Below are 20599 nucleotides of genomic sequence, written 5' to 3'. Positions count from 1 at the left end.
CCGGCGCTCCCATACCCGGTCCGCGCCACCGGCTTCGAAGGAACCCCCCTCGCGTGACGCCTGAGTTGATCCTGCCCCATGACGGCGTCCTGCCGGTCTTCTCGGCCCGTCCGGTCTGGTGCGGACGCGGAAGCACGGTCATCGGCGCCGCCACGATCGGTGCCCAGGCCTGGCTCGGCGACGACAGCGTGATCCGCGCCGACGGCGAGGCGGTGACCGTCGGCGAACGCTTCTGGCTCGGCCATCGCTCGACGCTCCATATCGCCACCGATTCGCATCCCACCCTCGTCGGCGACCGGGTGACGGTGGGCCGCAACGCCGTTGTCCATGCCTGCACGGTGGGGTCCGACGTGGTGATCGAGGACGACGTCATCGTCCTCGACGGCGCCACCGTGGAGGACGGAGTGCTCATCGAGGCCGGGGCCACCGTCTTCCCGCGCTCGCACCTCGCCGCCGGCTTCGCCTATGCCGGCAGCCCGGCGAAACCCCAGCGTCCCGTCCCCCCGGCCGAGATCGCCGAACGGGCCGAGCGCGTGCGCGAGGCCACGGGGGATACGCCGTCGCCCGTCGCCGGAGACGAAATCGATGTCGATCCCAGCGTCTACGTCGCCAGCACGGCGCGCCTTCGCGGTCGCATCGCCCTCGGCGCGGGATCGAGCGTGCTGTTCTCCTGCGACCTGCATGCGGAGGTCGGCCCCATCCTCGTCGGCGCCGACACCAACATCCAGGACAACACCGTCATCCGCGCGCGGGCCGAAGGCGTCGTCATCGGTCGCGACACCACGATCGCGCATAACGTGCGGATGGCCGATTGCCGCATCGGCGCACGCAGCCTCATCGGCATCGGCTGCGTCCTCGCCCCCGGCACCGTGGTGGCCGACGACGTGCTGCTCGCCGGCGGCTCAACCACCGATCCGGGCCAGCTTCTCGAGAGCGGCTATCTTTGGGGTGGCCGCCCCGCCCGCATCCTCAGCCCCCTCGACGCGGACAAACGCGCGATGATGACCCGCATCGTCGCCGGCTATTGCGAGCATGGGCGGGTGTATCGGCAGATGGAGAACGGGGCAGGCTGACACGGCTTTCGCATCAAGCCGGGCCGCATCATTTCAGTGAAGAGCGTCGCTGCGATCTCGCGCGCTGTTCTTGACACAGGAAACGACGGCGATCGTCTTGTAGATCAGGGAAATGGCAACAACACACGTCACTGTAATGACCAGAATGAGCGAGTTGAGCTGATGCAGGATCATCCCTCCTGTCGGGATGAGCGTTTTTCCCGAAGGTGAAGGAATGACGTGCGGAAGAGACAGGTAGAAAATCCCGTAGAAGGCCCCAATTATCGTCAGGTTCGAGAGTGCCAGGGCGCGGAGAGAGCCCTCGGCTTTTATCAGCCAAATGGGAAGAATGAACAAAAGCGCTACAGGAATAATTATAAGAAGCATTTCAGCCTAAAAAATAAAATTTGTATTTATAAATTCAATCGTCAAGAATACTTATATAACTTATTGACAAAATAATTATTCTATTGATCACTATACGACAAAAGTTATTTGGTATCAACAGGCATAAATACAAAGCTATAGTCTTGTCGTGCGTACATGAAACACGGAGTCACCTCGTGAAGGCAATACGTGCCCGCGTCAATCAGTATTCATCCGAAAATTGGCATCGTCCTCGGCAAGGATCGAAGCGAGTCCGCATGCGTCATCGCGGGAACGCGGCGCGATCGGTGCAGATTCGCACCTCTCCGGGCCTCGGCATCGTTCTAGCGTTGACGGGATTCAGGAAGGCAGGCGCATGCCCGTTGCTTTCGGTAATGCACGTACGACCCGGTCCGCCCTTCGGGGAGGCGCCGTGTTGTCGATCCTCGCCAGCATGGTCCCCGCTTCGGCCGCCCCCGAACCGCAGCGCTTCTCCATCACCTATCGCCTGTCGTTCCTCGACCTCCCCGTGGGCGAGGCCATTCTCGCCGTCGATCAGGCGGGCGGCCGCTATGCCTACGATCTGAAGGCGGGCCTGCGCGGCCTTGCCGGAGTCTTTTTCGAGGGATCGGGGACGGCGTCCGCAGTGGGGGAGCGGTCGCGAACCGGAGCGCTCACCGGCACGTTCCGGTCCGAGAGTCTCTACGGCCGCAAGCCGGTTCAGGTCTCCATGATCCTGTCGGGCGGACGCGCGCATGACGAGAGCGTGGAGCCGCCCCCGACCCCGACGCCCGACCGGATCCCGGTGGCGCCGCAGGACAAGGTCGGCGTCGTCGATCCCCTGACCATGCTGGCGATCCCGCTCGGCGCGGCGCCCCTCGACGCCGCCCTGTGCGAGCGGCGCATCCCCGTCTTCAACGGTGTGGCGCGGGCGGATATCGTCCTGTCGCGCGGGGTGCTCGTGACCGTCCAAGAGGGGCCCTATCGCGGACCGGCGCTCGATTGCCGGGTGCGCTGGGTGCCGGTCGCGGGTCACCGTCCCACTGGAAGCAGCGTGCGCCGCATGGCCGAGAACGACGACATCCGTGTGCGGTTCGCGCCCGCTCCCGGCGGCGCGATGCTGCTGCCGCTCACGATCTCCCTGGCCACCGGCTGGGGTCAGGCGGGGATCGAGGCGACGCAATGGGGTGCGCCGCTCAAGGCTGGCGGACGCGGCGCGGTGAAGGTCCACCTGCCCAACGCCCGCTAAGACGACGACCCCTTCGCGTCTTCCTGCACTGGACCCCTGCTCGCTTTCCGCCGGCGCCACAGGTGGCTGGAAAGGAGGCCTGCGAGGAAAGGGTCCGGAAGCTGGGATCCAAGGCGCGCCGCTTGCTCGACGCCGCGCGATATCAGCCAGCCACGTTTGCGTCGGCAAACAGCCCCGTGGGCAGTCCGTCCAGGCTGCGGGCATTCTTCTGGCGGCGGTAGGCGTCGAGTTCGGCCTCCGTCTTAGCTTGGGCCCAGCGGTCGAGAGTGGGACGTTCCTCGCGGTAGTCGAACAGGGGTACTCCGAAGCCGCAGGAGGTCTGCACGAGATCGATGGCCAGACGCACCATCTGGCGCGCTCCGGGCGGCTCCCAGCCGTCGAATGCATCCGAGAGGAGGCCGGAATAGGCCTCGCCGCCCCGCACCAAAACCTCTCCGCGCCCGTAGAGCCGCAGGATCGTCGGCGCGCCATCGAACGCACAGAACATCACCGTCAGGCGTCCATCCGCACGCAGATGCGCGGCGGTCTCGTTGCCGCTGCCGGTGCGATCGAGATAGACGACGGTGTTCGGGTCGATGACCCGGAACGTATCGGTGCCGCGCGGCGACAGGTTGATCCGCGTGCCCTCCGCCGCCGATGCGGTGAAGACGATGCGCTGGCGCGCGATGAAATCGCGATGGCGCTCGTCGAGAGCCGGAAACTGTTTGGCCATGAGGCTTTCGGAAGACGGTTTCGGTTGTCGAAACCTACAGCATCGTGCCGCATCTGGCATCCGTGGTGATGCCAGCCGGCGAGCGCGCAGCCTGGTCGTTTCGAAGAACCGCATCCCACGGCTAGGATTGATGCATCAACGCAGGAACCGCCCGACCAGCAGCCGTGCCAGGTCGCGCGGCGGTTCGGGGGTGAGGACGGCGAGCTTGTTGGAGGTGGAGAGGGAGGCGAGTCCGTGAAGGCCGGCCCAGAGGGTCGCCACCGCCTGCCGTCTCTCGCTCGCATCCGGGATCATGGGTTCGAGCACCCTGTCGACAAGGTCGGTCGCCCGGGCGAGGGCGGCGGCGTACCAGTCGGGAAAGGCCGAATCCGGCGCCACGGCATGCTCGAAGACGAGGCTCCAGACACGGGGGTCCGAGGCCACGAAGGCGAGATAGGCATCGGCCAGCGCCAGGGCGTTGTCGCGCGGGTCGGCGTCCTGATGGATCACACCGGTGAGCGCCGCGTGCAGGCGCTCCAAGGTGCGGGCGTTGACCCGCATCACCACCGCGTCGAGATCGCCGACGCCGTTGTAGATCGAGTTCGGGGCGTAGCCGATCACCGAGGCGAGACGGCGCATGCCGAGACCGCGCAGGCCCTCCATGCGCACCAGTCCCTCGGCTGCCTTGGTCACTAGCGCGGCGAATTCCTCGCGGTTGTGCTCGCCCCGAGGACCGGTGCCGCGCCGTGCCGGTTTGGTTGCCTTGGCCACTCTGCCTCGTCCTCGCGTGCCGCCCGGCACGCCATCACCGCATAGATTGCACGACGTGCAAAATCAATGTTGCCGCCATCTCGGCCAGCGGCTAATTTGCACGACGTTCAAAAGTTGCAGCCGTGCCGGATTTGACGGTTCGTTACAGGGTGGGCAGTCATGGTCCGCCCCGAGGAGACCAAGATGTTCCGTAGCTTGATGACGACGCGCCGGTTCGCGCCCCTGTTCTGGTGCCAGTTCTTCTCGGCGTTCAACGACAATTTCCTGAAGAACGCCCTGGTCTTCCTGATCCTGTTCAAGGTCGCCGGCGCCGGGGGAGAGGCCGCCCATCCGGGCATCCTGGTGACGCTGGCCGGTGCCGTCTTCATCGGCCCGTTCTTCATCCTCTCGGGTCTCGGGGGTGAGCTTGCCGACCGTTACGACAAAGCGCTCATCGCCAAGCGCCTGAAATTCGCGGAGGTCTTCGCCGCTGCCGCCGCCGCGATCGGCTTCTTCCTCCACTCGGTGCCGATCCTGTTCGTGGCGCTCGGCCTGTTCGGCACGGTGGCGGCCCTGTTCGGCCCGATCAAGTACGGCATCCTGCCCGACCACCTGAAGCGCAACGAGTTGACGGCGGGCAATGCGCTGGTCGAGGCGGCGACCTTCCTCGCCATCCTGCTCGGCACCATCGTTGCGGGTTTTGCCAGCGCGCTCGGCGGCGACGCCCTGGCCTTCAGCGCCCTGATCATGGTGTTCGCCATCCTGTGCTGGCTCTCGGCCCGGCAGATCCCCTCCACCGGCGAGGCGGCGCCGACACTCAGGATCGACCCAAACGTCGCCCGCTCCACCGTGGCCCTGCTGCGCGACCTCTACGCCGATACCCGGCTGTGGCGCGGCTCGCTCATCGTCAGCTGGTTTTGGCTGGTGGGTGCCGTGGTGCTCGCCCTGCTGCCGGTGCTGGTGCGCGAGAGCCTGAACGGCTCGGAGACCGTGGTCACCCTGCTTCTCGCGATCTTCTCGGTGGGCATCGCCGTCGGCTCGGCCCTGGCCTCCTGGCTCGCCAGCGGACGCATCGTCCTGCTGCCGACGCCGGTCGGCGCCCTGTTCATGGGCCTGTTCGCCCTCGACCTCGCCTGGACCGTCTCGCACCTGCCGCCGATCTCCGGCGAGGTGATGGGGGCCGGCGCCTTCCTCTCCACCGGAACGGGGCTTCGCGTGGCGGCGGCCTTCGCCGGCCTCGCCATCGCCGGCGGCCTCTACATCGTGCCCTCCTTCGCCGCCGTGCAGGCCTGGACCGACAAGGACAAGCGCGCCCGCGTCATCGGCGCCGTCAACGTGCTCACCGCCGCCTTCATGGTCACCGGGGCGCTGGGGCTCGCCGCCCTGCAGGGAGCGGGCTGGTCCATGGCCTCCCTTCTCACCCTCATCGGCGTCGCCAATCTCGCCGCCGGCGTGATCGTGCTGAAGGTGATGCCGACGAGCGCTTTTCGCGACTTCCTCTCAATCCTGTTCCGCGCCTTCTACCGCCTCGAGGTCCGGGGCCTGGAGAACGTGGAGAAAGCCGGCCCCAACGCCATCATCGCGCTCAACCACGTCTCCTTCCTCGATGCACCGCTGGCTCTCTCGCTCCTCGACAAGGAGCCGGTCTTCGCCGTCGACCACGGCATCGCGCAGCGCTGGTGGGTAAAGCCGTTCCTCCGGGTCACCAAGGCGATGCCCCTGGACCCGACCCGGCCGCTGGCCACGCGCACGCTCATCAACGCGGTGAAGAACGGCGAGACCCTGATCATCTTCCCCGAGGGGCGCCTTACCGTCACGGGCAGCCTGATGAAGGTCTATGACGGCGCCGGCCTGATCGCCGACAAGTCCGGCGCCATGGTGGTGCCGGTGAAGATCGAGGGGCTGGAGAAGACCGCCTTCTCGCGCCTCTCCCGCAACCAGGTCCGGCGCCGCTGGTGGCCGAAGGTCATCGTCACGGTGATGTCGCCGGTGGCCCTTACCGTCGATCCCGCGCTCAAGGGCAAGAACCGGCGGCGCGCGGCTGGAGCGGCACTCTACGACATCATGTCCGATCTCGTCTTCGACACCGCCTTCATCGACCGCAGCGTGACGAGCGCCCTGATCCAGGCGGGCACAGACCATGGCTGGCGCCGCACGGCGCTGGAGGACCCGGTCACAGGCACGCTCAGCTATTCCCGTCTCGTCATGGGCGCCAACATTCTGGGCCGGAAGCTGATGCCGCTGGCCGCCGAGGGCAAGGCCATCGGGCTGATGCTGCCCAACGCCAACGGCGCGGCGGTGACGTTCTTCGCCCTGGCGAGCGCCGGGCGCGTGCCGGCGATGATCAACTTCTCCGCCGGCCCCGCCAACGTCCTCTCCGCCTGCACGGCAGCGGAGGTGGACACCATCCTCACCTCGCGCGCCTTCATCGAGAAGGGCCGCCTCGGCGGCCTGATCGAGGCCATCCAGGGCAAGGTGAAGCTCGTCTATCTGGAGGACGTGCGCGCCAGCGTCACCACCGGGGACAAGATCCGCGGCTTCCTCAGCGCCCGCAAGCCCCTCGTGGCGCGGCGCGGCGACGATCCGGCGGCGATCCTGTTCACCTCGGGCTCGGAGGGTACGCCCAAGGGCGTGGTTCTCGCCCATCGCTGCATGCTCGCCAACACCGCCCAGGTCGCGGCCCGCATCGATTTCGGGCCGACCGACAAGGTGTTCAACGTCCTGCCGGTGTTCCACGCCTTCGGCCTGACGGCGGGCCTGATCCTGCCCCTGGTCTCCGGCGTGCCGGTCTATCTCTACCCGTCGCCGCTGCATTACCGGATCGTGCCGGAACTCATCTACGGCTCGAACGCCACCGTCCTGTTCGGCACGGACACGTTCCTTTCCGGCTACGCCAAGACGGCCCATTCCTACGACCTGCGCTCGCTCCGCTACGTGGTGGCCGGCGCCGAGGCGGTGAAGCAGGCGACCCGGAAAACCTGGAGCGAGAAGTTCGGCCTGCGCATCCTCGAAGGCTACGGCGTCACCGAATGCGGGCCGGTCGTCGCCCTCAACACGCCGATGTTCAACCGCTTCGGCACCGTCGGCCGACTCCTGCCGGGGATCGAATCCCGCCTCGAACCGGTCCCCGGCATCGAGGAGGGCGGCCGTCTCTCGGTGAAGGGGCCGAACGTGATGCTCGGCTATCTCCGGGCGGAGAAGCCCGGCGTGCTGGAGGCGCCGCCGGAGGGCTGGCACGATACCGGCGACATCGTCGCCATCGACGCGGAAGGCTTCGTCACGATCAAGGGCCGCGCCAAGCGCTTCGCGAAGATCGCCGGCGAGATGGTGTCGCTGGCCGGGATCGAGGCCATCGCGGGCGAACTCTGGCCGGATACGCCGAGCGCGGTGGCGGCGGTGCCGGATGCGCGCAAGGGCGAGCGGCTGATCCTGTTCACGGAGCGCAAGGACGCCACCCGCCCCGCCTACCAGGCCTTCGCCAAGGCCAAGGGCGCCACCGAGATCGCCATCCCGGCCGAAGTGGTGGTGCTGGACAGGCTGCCGATGCTGGGGACCGGCAAGGTGGACCAGGTCGGCGTGGTCAAGCTGGCGCGCGAGCGGGCCGCGGGTGATGCCACGGCGGCGGCGTAAGGGGGTCGCATCATCTCTCCCCGCCCGCGGGGAGAGATGAACGCGCATGACACCCGTCCCGATGTCGGCTCAGGTTTTCCCATCGAGGCCTTGCCCGATCACCGCCTCGGCCAACCCATCCACCTGCGCGTCCGTATGCGCGGCCGAGAACGCCACCCGCAGCCGCGCCGTCCCGGCCGGGACTGTGGGCGGGCGGATGGCGACCACGAGATAGCCCTGCTCCTCCAGAGCGGCCGAAAGGCCGAGCGCGGCGTCCGCCTCGCCGACGAGGATGGGGACGATGGGGCTCTGTGCCTCGGGCAGGCCGAGATGCGTGGTGAAGCGGCGGGCGAGGACCAGGGGGCGGGCGGCGAAATCGGGCTCGCCCTCGACGATGTCGAGGGCGGCCAGGGCCGCCGCCGCCGAGGCGGGGGGCAGGCCGGTGGTGTAGACGAAACTGCGGGCGCGGCTCGTCATCAGGTCGACCACGGCGCGCGAGGCGCAGAGATATCCGCCATAGGAGCCGAGGGTCTTCGACAGGGTGCCCATTTCCAGGGGCGCGCGGGCATCCGCCGCGACGACGCCGAGGCCGTGGGCGTCGTCCACCAGGGTCCAGGCATCGTGCGCGTCGGCGAGACGTAGGATGTCGGCAATGGGCCCCCGGTCGCCGTCCATGCTGTAGACGCGCTCCGTGAGGATCAACGCGTGCTGGTGGCGGGAGCGGTGCTTGGCCAGGAGCGCTTCGAGATCGCCGAGGTCGTTATGGGCGAACCGCAGCACCTTCGACCCGGAGAGCCGCGCCCCCGCCCAGAGGCAGGAATGGCCGAGCGCGTCCACGAGGATCAGGTCGCGCGGGCCGGCGAGCCCGGAGACGATGCCGAGATTGGCGAGATAGCCGCTGCCGAAGACCAGGGCCGCTTCGGTCCGCTTATGGGCGGCGAGGCGCTCTTCCAGGGCCGCGAGGGGCGGGTGGCTGCCGGTGACGAGGCGGGAGGCGCCGGCGCCTGTGCCGTAGCGCGCGGTCGCGGCTTGGGCCGCCGCGATGACGCGCGGATCCTGCGACAGGCCGAGATAATCGTTGCAGGAGAACGAGACGAGGCTGCGCCCGTGTCGCGTCGCCGCCGCCTGCGGGCCGCGCGTGGTTGGATGGAGATGCCGGCGCAGGGAGGTCTCGTCGAGGCGGGCGAGATGGTCGCGGGCGAACGCTTCGAGGCTGGCGGTGCGGTCGAGGTCGGACATGGGAGCGGGAAGGAGGCCCGTGCCCTTGCGATGTCAAGCACGCACCGTGGTCACTCGCGCGGCCGGTGCCTCTCGATGCGGTAGAGCGTGAATCGCGCGGATAGGCTCAGGGGCACGAGGAGGCCCGGCATCGGGTTCGGAGCCTTGTGGCCGACGACGTAGAGGTAATCGAAATCCTCGGTCCAGGCGCGGGTATAGTCGGGCGCGTCCTCGTTGGGACGGCCCCCGGCGATGTCGCGCAGGATCGCCATCGCCGTCGGGCCGCCATAGGGGACGGCCAGATGGCGGTAGCCATCGATCACCGTCACCGGCTGCTTGCCGATGGAGGTGAACAGCGTCGGCACGAACGCATCCGCATAGGCGACGGCCAGCGTCACCGCATTATAGATCGGATAATCGGAGAGGTCCTTGAGGGGTGGGTCCTCGCCGCTGCCGCTATGGCCGACGAGGACGCGGGACTTCGGCTTCAGCTGCCCGAAGGAGGTGAGGAGCGCCGCATACTCGCTCCGGTAGATCGCCGCGACGGTGAGGGCGCAGGCCAGGTTCACCAGGGTCACGCCCAGGACGACCGCAGCCGCGATGCGCTCCCAGGCTCCGCTCGGCGGCGACACCACGATGAAGCCCGGTACGATCAGGAGGGCGGCTACCGTCACCCGGAGATCGACGAAAGCGGTGTCGAACAGTCGTGTGGGCAGGGCGACGAAGAGAACCGCGAGACTGCCGGCCAGCCAGAAGCCGGATTGGACGGCGCGGAACGCACCGCGCAATGCGAGCAGGAGGGTGAGTCCGACGAGAAAAACGGTCCCGGCGGCCGAGAGCCACAGGCTGTAGCCGTTCAAGGTCGTGAAGAGCATCACGAGCTTCCAAGGGCCGTTCCAGGTGGTCCCCTCCTGACCGACGGAGCCGCCGGTCGCTTTCATGATCGAGAAGGCGACGACCGCCGGCAGGGCAAGAGCCAGGAAGCGCGCCATCGTCGTCGGCAGGGCGGAATGCCGGCTCCAGGCACGCCAGAGCTCATGGATGCCGAGGGTGAAGCCGTAGAGGCCGAGCGCGAACAGGTGGGCGCCGAACAGCAGGGCCACGAAGAGGGTGTGCATCGCAAGCCGGAGCGGCCAAGCCCGGTCCTGCAGGACGATCCAGCAGGCAATACCCCACAGCGCGATGCCGAGGGCGAACTGGAAGTTCACGAAACCCCAGGCGAAGGGAACGCTGTAGAGCACCAGCAAAGCGAGGAAGCCGCTCACCTGAAAGCGGCGCTTCACGGCGAGTTCGATGGCGATGGCCCCGGTGATCGTGAGGATCTGGCTCGCCAGCAGGAAGAGCCGGGTCGCGAGCTCGACGCTTGTGACCCGCGCGATGAGCGGGACGACGAGGTCCATGGCGAGGTTGGGATAGAGCGCCCAGGTCACCCGGTAGAAGGGATGCGCTTCCGGGGTTCTGTCACGCACGAGGATGTGCATGCGGGCGAGGTGGTTGGGATAGTCCACCATCGCCGGGATCGGCATCGCCAGCACCGGGAGCAAGGCAATGACGAACAAGATTGCAAACAACGCAACGGTCAGGGGAGAGGTGCCCCATAGCCGGCCGGGGACGAGTTCGCATCTCTCGGCAGGCACAGGACGGTCCCGGACAACGACATCCCTCCGGAAGGCCGATGATGGCCTGGAGGGCAAGGTGGCGGACCATGCCTCCGGCGGCTTTAAGATCGGGTTAGGGTACCGATCCCTTGACCGTTCCGCTGCGCACGCCCATCCCCCACGGATGCCTGCGGATCCAAAAAATTCTCTCTGGCGGCCCTATACGCAGATGCGGAATGCGGTGCCGCCCCTGGAGGCCGTGCGCACTTCGGGTTCGCGGATCGTGCTCTCCGACGGGCGCGAGCTCATCGACGGCATCGCCTCGTGGTGGACGGCGGTCCATGGCTACAACCATCCGCATATCCGCGCGGCGGTGGCGGCCCAGCTCGATGCCATGCCCCATGTGATGTTCGGGGGGCTCACCCACGCGCCAGCTGAGCGCCTGGCCTCCCGCCTCGCCACCGTGGCTCCGGGCGACCTCGACCACGTGTTCTTCACCGATTCCGGCTCGGTGGCGGTGGAGGTGGCTCTCAAGATGGCCGCGCAGATGTGGCTCAACCGGGGCATCGCGGGACGCAGCAGGTTCCTCGCGTTCCGGGGCGGCTATCATGGCGACACGATGGGAGCGATGTCGGTCTGCGACCCGGAGGAGGGCATGCACCGCCGATTCGGCACCTATTTGCCGGCTCAGCTTTTCTGCGACCTGCCGGCGGATGAGGCTTCCGCCGACGCCCTCGACCGTGCCTTGGCGGAGCATGGCGATACCCTGGCGGCGATCATCGTCGAGCCCCTGGTCCAGGGGGCGGGAGGAATGGTGATGCACGCCCCCGAGACCCTGGCGCGGGTGGCGCGGGCAGCCGAGCGGCACCGACTGCCCCTCATCGCCGACGAGATCTTCACCGGTTTCGGCCGCACCGGCACCCTTTTCGCCTGCGAGCAGGCCGGGATCGTGCCCGATATCCTCTGTCTGTCGAAGGCGCTCACCGGCGGCACCATGGCGCTGGCTGCGACGATCGCGCGGCGTCCGGTCTTCGAAGCCTTCCTGTCTGACGACCCCACGGCTGCGCTGATGCACGGCCCGACCTTCATGGCCAATCCTCTCGCCTGCGCCGCCGCGAATGCCAGCCTCGACCTGTTCGAAACCGAGCCGCGTCTGGAACAGGCACGGGCGATCGAGATCCGCCTGCGGGAGGGACTCTCCGGTCTGCGGGGCCTTGCCGGAATCGCCGACATCCGCGTCCTCGGCGCCATCGGCGTTGTACAGTTCGAACACGCGCCCGATCTCCCGGCGCTCAAGGCGCGCCTGGTGGAGCAGGGTGTCTGGGTCCGCCCCTTCGGCGACATCGTCTACCTCACGCCGGCCCTGACCATCGCACCGGACGATCTCGGCCGTTTGTGCGAAGCCGTGGACCATGCCGTCCGAACGACGTTGGACGCCGGAGCGCGGGGGTGAAAATCTGTCCGCCCGTGCCCTGCAACCTGAACGGATGTTTATCGTTGGATCAAGTTGGGTCAAACGGTGAAGGGTGGGCATCGTGGTGAATGAGACGACGCGCTCGGACGACGACAGGCCTGTGATCCTCCTCGTCGAGGATGAGGCCCTAACGATCATGGACCTCGGGGATGTTCTCGAGGATGGCGGCTATGAAACGGTGCAATGCGCATCCGCGGAGCGGGCGCTGGGCATTCTCCAGGCCCGCACCGATATCTGCGGGTTGATTACGGATGTGGAATTGTCGGGCAAGGTCAATGGGTTCGATCTCGCCAACGCGGTATCGGAAGCTCGTCCGACCCTACCGATCGTCATCGTGTCAGGCCGTGCCGCTCCCGATCCCGATCGGATTCCGGCGGGCGCCCGATTCATTTCCCGTCCCTGCACCGGAGAAGACATCCTCCAGCAGATCCAGAGCCTGATGCCCTGCTGAGACGCCGGGCGACAGTCCAGCACCGGTGCCGGCCTGTGTTTCAGGCCGGCGAACATCTCTTCGCCTTGAGGAAGATCTCTTCACCGACCGTTGGTTTCGGCGCGAATTTAAGCCGACTGTCATCTCAGCTTCACGAGCTGGACGCCATCTGCAGGCACATGGTCCGCCTCCTTCGCCGGAATCTTAATCGGCAGCTCGGGAGGGCGGCCTCCTGTGAGCGTGGAGTCGGGCGGCGATGGTTTCGGCTGAAGAGCGAGGGGCGGTATCGTCCGGCAAGGCCACATCATCGGGCGCGTCCGAATCAGCCAGGACCGACAAAGCCGGCAGGGACACCGAAGTAACGATGGGCAAGTCCGACAAGCGTATTCGCCCTCCCGGCTCGAAGAGCGTCGGCTGGGCCCTGGTCCAGGCGGCGCGGCTGCACCGTTCCCGGGTGGGGGATCGTCTCGCCGCCCTCGATCTGTTCGCCGGGCAGGAACAGGTGGTTCAGGCTTTGGCGGTTGCCGGCACCATGACCATGGGCGATCTCGCCGCCACCCTGCGGGTCCGGCCGCCCACGGCCTCCAAGACGATTTCGCGCCTCGCGGCCCTCGGCTTCGTCGAGCGGCGCGCGGAGGCCGGGGACGGTCGCATCGTCCGCGTGCGGCTTACCGATGCGGGCCTCGCCAAGGCGGAGGCCATCGAGCGCATCTGGGACGACGTCGAAGCGGAAATGCTCGACGGTTTCGACGGCAAGGAGCGCCGCCGCCTGCGCAAGCTCCTGCGCAAGGCCGCCCGCAACCTCGCCGATGTCTCGGGTGTCACCGGCCACGAAGTCGATGGCGACGCCGATATTGAGAACGACGACGACGAGCCCGATGCGCTGGTCGTGCCGATCCAGGGCGATCGGCTCGACTGAATCGGACCGTCTTTGGACGGATGGCCCTGACTCGTACTCGCGTCAGGGCATTACGAGCGGCCGGATGGTGAGGCCGCCTTCAGGTCTTCCTGGCAATGCCGGAATGGGCGTGGTGGCCGTGAAGGCGCCTGGACGCGCGCCGCCGTTTCCGCCGCGCCAGCCTGAGGGCAAGGCGCCCGGCGAGTCGGTCGATCGCCATGACGACAGCGCTGACAATGATGGCGAGGGCGCAGGCGCTGCCGATGAGGATTCCGACGATGCCCGGTGTCGGGATCACCATCAGGGAAACGAGCCCGAAGAGGGCCGTGAGGGGAACCCATTTTGCCATCGGCACAGCCGGCCCGTTCGTAAGGAACGGGCGCACGCTAGCAAGTAGGTATAAAGACAAGCTTAAACCACTGAATCGCGTTGCGAATTGCGGCCCGCCTTCTCCTCTGCGGGAAGGCCGGGCCGCAAGCGTTTCAGCGGGAGTGGCGATGGCGGTGGCGGTCATGGCGCCGCGAATTCATGCGCGTGCGGTAAGCCCTGCGGCCGGGATCGATCCCGAGGGCGCCGTTGACCGTCCCGACAGCGCCGCCGACGGCGCCGCCCACGATACCGCCGATCGGTCCACCAACGCGGTCACCCTCGGCTGCGCCGCGGCGAACGCCGCCGGGAAGGCCCTGGGCCTCTGCCGCGCCCGACAGGGCGAAGGCGGACAGGACGAGGGTGGCAGCAAGCAATGCCTTCTTCATGACGGGATTTCCTTTTCTTCTTGTCGAATGCCGGCCGCGGTCTTGCGTCCGGATCGACCTTCAGCGTCCGGATCTGCACCAGTCCCGACCGGGATGGCACGCCGTCACGCATAAACTGACAACGGCCGAGCTTCGAAAAGGTGGCATCGATCCCGATCGGCACTTGCCAGCACCCGACGGGCCGGACGATGCGGAAGGATGATAGCCTCGCGGATGCTGGTTTCTACCGTCCGGCGCTGCTAGAAGCCGGGAATGCGCGTTCTCGATGTCCCGCGCGGCCTGAGCCGCCTTCGAATTACGAGCCCGGCCTCCGCCTGAAGGCCGCTGCGGCGGCCCGAGCGGGAGCCGGGAGGGCGGCCGCACCGCCTCCGTTCGCCGACATCGGCCAGACGCCGACCGTCCTGAAGATCAGCGCACCGTTTCGCAGAAGACCCCATGACCGATTCGACATCCCCCGACACCGGCCTGCCCGCCCGCGACTATTCGCAGACCCTGTTCTTGCCCACGACCGAGTTCCCGATGCGGGCCGGCCTGCCGGTACGTGAGCCGCTTCTCCTAGAGCGCTGGGCCGCCATCGACCTCTACGGCCGTATCAGGGTGAAGGCCGCCGGCCGGCCTAAATTCGTGCTCCATGACGGCCCGCCCTACGCCAACGGCAACATCCATATCGGCACGGCACTCAACAAGATCCTGAAGGACGTCATCGTCCGCTCACAGGGCGCGCTCGGGTACGACGCCAATTACGTGCCGGGCTGGGACTGCCACGGCCTGCCGATCGAGTGGAAGATCGAGGAGCAGTACCGCGCCAAGGGCCGCAACAAGGACGATGTGCCGGTCCTCGAGTTCCGCCAGGAATGCCGGGCCTTCGCCGGGCAGTGGCTCGACACGCAGCGGGCCGAGTTCAAGCGGCTGGGCGTCACCGGTGACTGGGACCATCCCTACGCGACCATGACCTTCCCGGCGGAGGCCACGATCGCGCGCGAACTCATGACTTTCTCCATGACCGGCCAGCTCTATCGCGGCTCAAAGCCGGTGATGTGGTCGGTGGTGGAGAAGACGGCGCTGGCCGAGGCCGAGGTCGAGTACGAGGACCACGTCAGCGACACGGTCTTCGTGGCGTTCCGGGTCGCCGCCGGAGCACCTGAAGATCTTGCCGCGGCACGGATCGTGATCTGGACGACCACCCCCTGGACGATGCCGGGCAACCGTGCCGTCGCCTATTCGAAACGCGTCGCCTACGGCCTCTATCGTGTCACCGCGGCAGCCGAGGATAACTGGGCCAAGACCGGCGACACCTACCTCCTCGCCGACACCCTCGCCGCCGGGGTCTTCGCCTCGGCCCGCGTGGAGGCGTTCGAGCGCGTCCGCGACGTGTCGGCGGCAGAGCTAGTCGGCCTCACCCTCTCGCATCCGCTCGCCGGGCACGTGCCCGGCTACGACTTCCAGGTTCCGCTCCTCGAAGGCGACCACGTCACCGACGAGACCGGCACCGGCTTCGTGCATACGGCGCCGGGCCATGGCCGCGAGGATTTCGAGGTCTGGATGGCCAACGGGCGGGCGCTTGCCGCGCGCGGCATCGATACCCGCATCCCCTATACCGTGGATGCCGATGGGGCGCTCACCGAGGAGGCTCCGGGTTTCACGGGAAAACTCGTCCTTACCCCAAAGGGCGACAAGGGCGATGCCAACAAGGCTGTCATCGCGGCGCTCACGGAGGCCGGAACCCTGGTGGCGCGCGGCACGCTCAAGCACAGCTACCCGCATTCCTGGCGCTCGAAGAAGCCGGTGATCTTCCGCAACACGCCGCAATGGTTCATTGCGCTGGATAAGCCGGTGGAGTCCCTCGGTGAGAAGACGCTGCGCGAGGTGGCGCTGAAGTCCATCGACGAAACGCGATGGGTGCCCGCCCAAGGCAAGAACCGAATCAACGGCATGGTCGCCAATCGGCCCGACTGGGTGGTGTCCCGTCAGCGCGCTTGGGGCGTGCCGATCACCGTGTTCGTGAGGAAGGGCACCAGCGAGGTCCTGCGCGACGAGGCCGTGAATACCCGCATCGCCGAGGCCTTCGCCGCCGAGGGCGCCGACGCCTGGTTCACCGACCGGGACGGCGCCCGCTTCCTCGCGCCGGATCACGACCCGGCAAACTACGAAAAGGTGACGGACGTCCTCGACGTCTGGTTCGATTCCGGCTCGACCCACGCCTTCGTCCTCGACGACCCGGACCAGTTCCCCGGCCTGTCCGGCGTCGTGCGCAAGCGTGACGGCGGCCGGGACACGGTGATGTATCTCGAAGGCTCCGACCAGCATCGCGGCTGGTTCCAGTCGTCGCTACTGGAATCCGCCGGCACACGGGGACGCGCGCCCTACGACATCGTCCTCACCCACGGGTTCGTCCTCGACCCCAAGGGTCTGAAGATGTCGAAATCGAAGGGCAACGTCGTGGCGCCGCAGAGCGTCATCAAGGATTCGGGCGCCGACATCCTGCGCCTCTGGGTGGCGGCCTCCGATTACGCCGACGACCTGCGCATCGGCCCGGAGATCATCAAGACCTTCGCCGAGACCTACCGCAAGCTGCGCAACTCGCTGCGCTGGATGCTTGGTTCGCTGGCGCATTTCGAAGTGGGCGAACCCGTGCCCCATGCCGAGTTGCCCGAGTTGGAGCGGCTGATCCTGCACCGCCTCTGCGAACTCGACGGAGAGATCCGCGAGGCCTACGCCACCTTCGACACCAAGCGGGTGGTGGCGCTCCTCAACGGCTTCATGACCGGCGACCTCTCGGCCTTCTACTTCGACGTGAGGAAGGACGCGCTCTATTGCGACCCGATCTCGTCGCAGGTCCGCCGCGCCGCGCTCCAGGTGATCGACGAGACCTTCCGCCGGGTGACGATCTGGCTCGCCCCCGTCCTCGCCTTCACGGCGGAGGAGGCCTGGCTCGACCGTTACCCGTCGGATGTCGGCTCGGTCCATCTCGAGACGCTGCCCGAGACCCCCGCCTCCTGGCGGAACGCCCCACTCGCGGAGCGCTGGCAGAAGATCCGCCGGGTGCGCCGTGTGGTCACCGGTGCATTGGAGATCGAGCGCGCGGCCAAGCGCATCGGCGCCAGCCTCGAGGCGGCACCGACCGTATTCGTCGCTGATCCCGATCTGCTCTCCGCCCTCGACGGGATCGATTTCTCGGAAGTCTGCATCACCTCCGGCATCACGATCATCGAGGGTGAGGGGCCGGAAGAAGCCTTCCGCATCGATGAGGTGCGCGTCGTGGCGGTCGTCTCCGGGCCGGCCAAGGGTCGCAAATGCGCCCGGTCGTGGCGCGTCTCGGAGACGGTCGGCTCCGATCCCGATTACCCGGACGTGACGCCCCGCGACGCCCAGGCGCTGCGGGAATGGGATGCGCTGAACGTCCCGGCGGGCGTGGCGTGAGCGCTTCGCGATCCGACACGGGCCTCTCCTCCCCCTTGGGGGGAGGGGAAGGCCCTGGCATGCCCCCCTTCCGCCTCGGCCTGCTCATCCTCCTCGCCACCCTCGTCCTCGATCAGGCCTCCAAGCTCTGGCTCTATTTCGGCACCGATCTGGTGCTGACGCAGCCGTGGCATCTGACCGCCTTCGCGGATGTCGTCGTCGTCTGGAATCGCGGCATCTCCTACGGCCTGTTCCAGCAGGATGGCGGCCTCGGCCGCTGGATCCTGGTGGCGGTATCCGTGGCGGCATCGATCGGGATGATCGCCTGGATGCACCGCGCCTCGTCGTTGCTCCTGGCGGCCGCCCTCGGGCTCATCGCGGGCGGGGCGATCGGTAACGCCATCGACCGGGCGGCTTATGGCGCGGTGTTCGACTTCGTCCACCTCCATGCAGGCGCCTGGTCCTGGTACGTGTTCAACATCGCCGATGCGGCCATCGTCGCCGGCGTCGTCGGCCTCCTCATCGACAGCCTGATCCCGATGCGGCGCCCTCGCGATGAGGCCCCTCCGAGCGGCCCCTGAACATTCGCGTGGCTGTGATCCGTAAACCACACTGCGGATCGTTGTGTCGGTGAGGCTGGTGCGCTGCGGTCAAGGCGCCATACGTTCGCCTGAAACCGCCGTCAGGCCACGAGGGCAAGACCGGCATCGATCGACACCAACACGCGCCAGCACGTTCCGGGCAGGCAATCGAGCTGGCGCACTCTGCGGGCCGGCGCAATTTGGGGGCAGCATGATCGGGCATCGCGGGTTCATTCTCGGCCTTACCGGACTCCTCGCGGCGAGTGGCGCGCAGGCGCAGCAAGGCGTGTTCATGCGCGACACCCTGAGCAGCATCGGCCTGATCGAGCCAGAGAAGCCGGCCATCACCTATCGCGAGCGGGCTCCCCTGGTGATGCCGCCCAAGCTCGACGGCAAGGCGCTGCCGGCGCCGCGCGCCGCGACCGCCACGCCGCAATGGCCCAAGGATCCCGAGATCGTCCAGCGCGAGCGCGAACTCGCCGACGCGAAGAAGCCGATCTCCCGCGGAGCGCAGGGGCGGATGAACGACAACAACATGACGCTTTCGCTCGACGAGATGCGCGGCGGCCGCCGCGCCGATGCCAGCGTGCGCACCGAGCCGGGCCGTCCCGAGAGCGACGGCGCTTCTTCGTCGATCTGGAGCCCCTTCGACATCTTCGGCAAGCGCGAGGACAAGGCCGAGCCCATCCTCGCCGAGCCCGATCGCGATACGCTCACCGACCCGCCGAACGGATACCGCAAGGCCCCGAAGGCGGTCGCCAGGAACAACAGCGACCCCATCAACAATCCCTCGCGCGAGCGTGAAGAATCCGATCCGGGTGCCTACATCCGAGGTCGCTAGCCAGTTTTTGTGAGAAGCCCGGCGACGTGGCGTTCCGGCCCGATCGCCGAACCGGCACGACCTCATGGACGGTCTCGTCCCTCGTAGAGGAGATGGGCCCCGTCCCGGTGAATCCGGTGCCCGTACCGGCGCCCTGAAGGGTGCCGGTACGGGATTTGCCCTGACCTCGGCCTGCGGAATCGTGGCATCCGAGGCGTGCGCTAAGGGGCATTGCGTTCATGACGGGCGGTCACGCATGGCCGACGTATCAAGGAAAAGACGATGCATCTGTTGCGGAAGGATACGCCCGGGTTCTCGCTCAACCGACGCTACGGCCATGCCGGCCGGGCCGAGGCCGCACCGTTCGGGCGGTCCGAGGCCGGTGGACCCGAAGTCTCCGCCTTCGCCCTCGACAACGGTCTCGACGTCGTCGTGGTCCCCGATCACCGCGCGCCGGTGGTGACGCACATGGTATGGTACCGCAACGGTTCGGCCGACGATCCGATCGGGCAGTCCGGCATCGCGCATTTCCTCGAACACCTGATGTTCAAGGGCACGGAGAAGCATCCGGTCGGCGCCTTCTCGCAGGCCGTGTCCGGCCTCGGCGGCCAGGAGAACGCCTTCACCTCCTACGATTACACCGCCTATTTCCAGCGCGTCGCCCGCGACCACCTCAAGACCATGATGGAGTTCGAGGCCGACCGCATGACCGGTCTCGTCCTCGAGGATTCCGTAGTGGCGCCCGAGCGTGACGTGGTTCTGGAGGAGCGCCGCATGCGGGTCGAAACCGATCCCTCGGCTCAGCTCTCCGAGGCCATGGCCGCCTCGCTGTTCGTGCATCACCCCTACGGCACGCCGATCATCGGCTGGATGCACGAGATCGAGGATCTCAACCGCACCCACGCCCTCGACTATTACAACCGCTTCTACACCCCCGAGAACGCCATCCTGGTCGTGGCCGGCGACGTGACGCCCGATGAGGTCCGGCGGCTCGCCGACGACACCTACGGCCTCGTGACGCCGCGTGGTGCCCGGCCGGTGCGCGTGCGCGCCAAGGAGCCGGAGCCCCGCGCGCTCCGCCGGCTCAGCGTCGTCGATCCGAAGGTGGAGCAACCGACCCTGCAGCGGCTCTATCTCACCCCATCCTGCATGACCGCCCGCGACGGCGAGTGCCACGCCCTGGAATTGCTGGCCGAGGTGATGGGGGGCGGCTCGACCTCATTCCTCTACCGCAAGCTGGTGATGGAGCTCGGCGTCGCCGTGAATGCCGGCGCCTGGTACATGGGCTCGGCCATCGACGACACGCGCTTCTCGGTCTACGCCATCCCCGCCGAGGGCGTGAGCCTGGAACGCCTGGAGGACGAGGTCGACCGCGTTCTGCGCCGCGTCCCCTCCGAGGCCCTGGCTCCGGAGGCCATCGAACGGGCCAAGACCCGGCTCGTGGCCGAGACGGTCTATTCCTCCGACAGCCAGTCGTCGCTGGCCCGCATCTACGGCTCGGCGCTCGCCATCGGCGAGAGCATTGAGGAGGTCCGCCGCTGGCCATCCGACATCGAGGGCGTGACGCGAGATCGCCTTGCCGCCGTCGCGGAGCGCTACCTGATCCCCGCCCGCTCCGTCACCGGATACCTGACCAAGACGCGCGATCCCGACGCCGCCGTTGCGTGAGGCGACCCTCACGCACGATCCCGCTGATCCCGGCCCGGGCG

Annotated in this window: 16 protein-coding genes; 10 read left to right on the top strand and 6 right to left on the bottom strand. The window is 67.5% G+C overall.

Going from position 1 to position 20599, the window contains the following annotated elements:
• Positions 1–53: 53 nt before the first annotated feature.
• Positions 54–1073, top strand: a complete 1020-nt coding sequence (locus K368_RS0105115) for a gamma carbonic anhydrase family protein (RefSeq protein WP_027171454.1) — start codon at positions 54–56, stop codon at positions 1071–1073.
• A gap of 778 nt (positions 1074–1851) precedes the next feature.
• Positions 1852–2667, top strand: coding sequence for a DUF3108 domain-containing protein (locus K368_RS0105105; protein ID WP_245259507.1), 816 nt, complete (start codon positions 1852–1854; stop codon positions 2665–2667).
• A 142-nt stretch (positions 2668–2809) separates the two neighbouring features.
• Here K368_RS0105105 and K368_RS0105100 read toward each other — a convergent pair whose 3' ends face one another.
• Entirely contained in the window at positions 2810–3379 is a 570-nt protein-coding gene (locus K368_RS0105100; protein WP_027171451.1) for a pyridoxamine 5'-phosphate oxidase family protein, read from the bottom strand.
• Between the two features lie 135 nt (positions 3380–3514).
• Positions 3515–4129 (bottom strand): TetR-like C-terminal domain-containing protein, encoded by a 615-nt coding sequence (locus tag K368_RS0105095; protein WP_027171450.1) that lies wholly within the window; start codon positions 4127–4129, stop codon positions 3515–3517.
• Between the two features lie 183 nt (positions 4130–4312).
• Between K368_RS0105095 and K368_RS0105090 the strand changes: the two genes are divergently transcribed.
• Positions 4313–7738, top strand: a complete 3426-nt coding sequence (locus tag K368_RS0105090; protein ID WP_027171449.1) for an acyl-[ACP]--phospholipid O-acyltransferase — start codon at positions 4313–4315, stop codon at positions 7736–7738.
• A 69-nt stretch (positions 7739–7807) separates the two neighbouring features.
• Here K368_RS0105090 and K368_RS0105085 read toward each other — a convergent pair whose 3' ends face one another.
• Both K368_RS0105085 and K368_RS0105080 read right to left on the bottom strand, forming a co-directional pair.
• Positions 7808–8956, bottom strand: a complete 1149-nt coding sequence (locus K368_RS0105085) for an aminotransferase class I/II-fold pyridoxal phosphate-dependent enzyme (protein ID WP_027171448.1) — start codon at positions 8954–8956, stop codon at positions 7808–7810.
• Between the two features lie 50 nt (positions 8957–9006).
• A complete protein-coding gene (locus tag K368_RS0105080; protein ID WP_027171447.1) occupies positions 9007–10572 on the bottom strand; it encodes a hypothetical protein in 1566 nt (521 codons plus the stop codon).
• Positions 10573–10717: 145 nt separating this feature from the next.
• Between K368_RS0105080 and K368_RS0105075 the strand changes: the two genes are divergently transcribed.
• The 3 genes from K368_RS0105075 (at position 10718) to K368_RS0105065 (ending at position 13356) form a co-directional block, all read left to right on the top strand.
• Positions 10718–11986, top strand: coding sequence for an adenosylmethionine--8-amino-7-oxononanoate transaminase (locus K368_RS0105075; protein ID WP_027171446.1), 1269 nt, complete (start codon positions 10718–10720; stop codon positions 11984–11986).
• Positions 11987–12068: 82 nt separating this feature from the next.
• Entirely contained in the window at positions 12069–12458 is a 390-nt protein-coding gene (locus tag K368_RS0105070; RefSeq protein ID WP_027171445.1) for a response regulator, read from the top strand.
• A 235-nt stretch (positions 12459–12693) separates the two neighbouring features.
• Positions 12694–13356, top strand: coding sequence for a MarR family winged helix-turn-helix transcriptional regulator (locus K368_RS0105065; RefSeq protein ID WP_027171444.1), 663 nt, complete (start codon positions 12694–12696; stop codon positions 13354–13356).
• Between the two features lie 79 nt (positions 13357–13435).
• On the opposite strand, the gene K368_RS0105060 is transcribed toward K368_RS0105065, so the two are convergent.
• Positions 13436–13684 (bottom strand): hypothetical protein, encoded by a 249-nt coding sequence (locus tag K368_RS0105060; RefSeq protein WP_027171443.1) that lies wholly within the window; start codon positions 13682–13684, stop codon positions 13436–13438.
• A 133-nt stretch (positions 13685–13817) separates the two neighbouring features.
• The gene (locus K368_RS0105055; protein WP_027171442.1) at positions 13818–14090 is read right to left on the bottom strand and encodes a hypothetical protein; all 273 of its coding nucleotides are present in this window, start codon (positions 14088–14090) and stop codon (positions 13818–13820) included.
• A 435-nt stretch (positions 14091–14525) separates the two neighbouring features.
• Between K368_RS0105055 and ileS the strand changes: the two genes are divergently transcribed.
• The 4 genes from ileS to K368_RS0105035 all read left to right on the top strand — a co-directional run bounded on the left by ileS (position 14526) and on the right by K368_RS0105035 (position 20558).
• The gene (gene ileS / locus K368_RS0105050; RefSeq protein ID WP_027171441.1) at positions 14526–17510 is read left to right on the top strand and encodes an isoleucine--tRNA ligase; all 2985 of its coding nucleotides are present in this window, start codon (positions 14526–14528) and stop codon (positions 17508–17510) included.
• A 59-nt stretch (positions 17511–17569) separates the two neighbouring features.
• Positions 17570–18070 (top strand): signal peptidase II, encoded by a 501-nt coding sequence (gene lspA / locus K368_RS0105045; RefSeq protein WP_027171440.1) that lies wholly within the window; start codon positions 17570–17572, stop codon positions 18068–18070.
• A 211-nt stretch (positions 18071–18281) separates the two neighbouring features.
• On the top strand, positions 18282–18911 hold the full coding sequence (locus K368_RS0105040) for a hypothetical protein (protein WP_027171439.1): 630 nt from the start codon (positions 18282–18284) through the stop codon (positions 18909–18911).
• 261 nt (positions 18912–19172) lie between these two features.
• Positions 19173–20558 carry a pitrilysin family protein gene (locus tag K368_RS0105035; RefSeq protein WP_027171438.1) on the top strand — a complete coding sequence of 462 codons (1386 nt, stop codon included), beginning with the start codon at positions 19173–19175 and terminating at the stop codon, positions 20556–20558.
• The last annotated feature ends 41 nt before the right edge of the window (positions 20559–20599 follow it).

It is taken from the genome of Methylobacterium sp. 10 (genome assembly GCF_000519085.1).
Lineage (GTDB): Bacteria > Pseudomonadota > Alphaproteobacteria > Rhizobiales > Beijerinckiaceae > Methylobacterium.
Note: the sequence above shows the minus strand (reverse complement) of the source record. Positions and strands in the feature narration are given on the sequence as shown.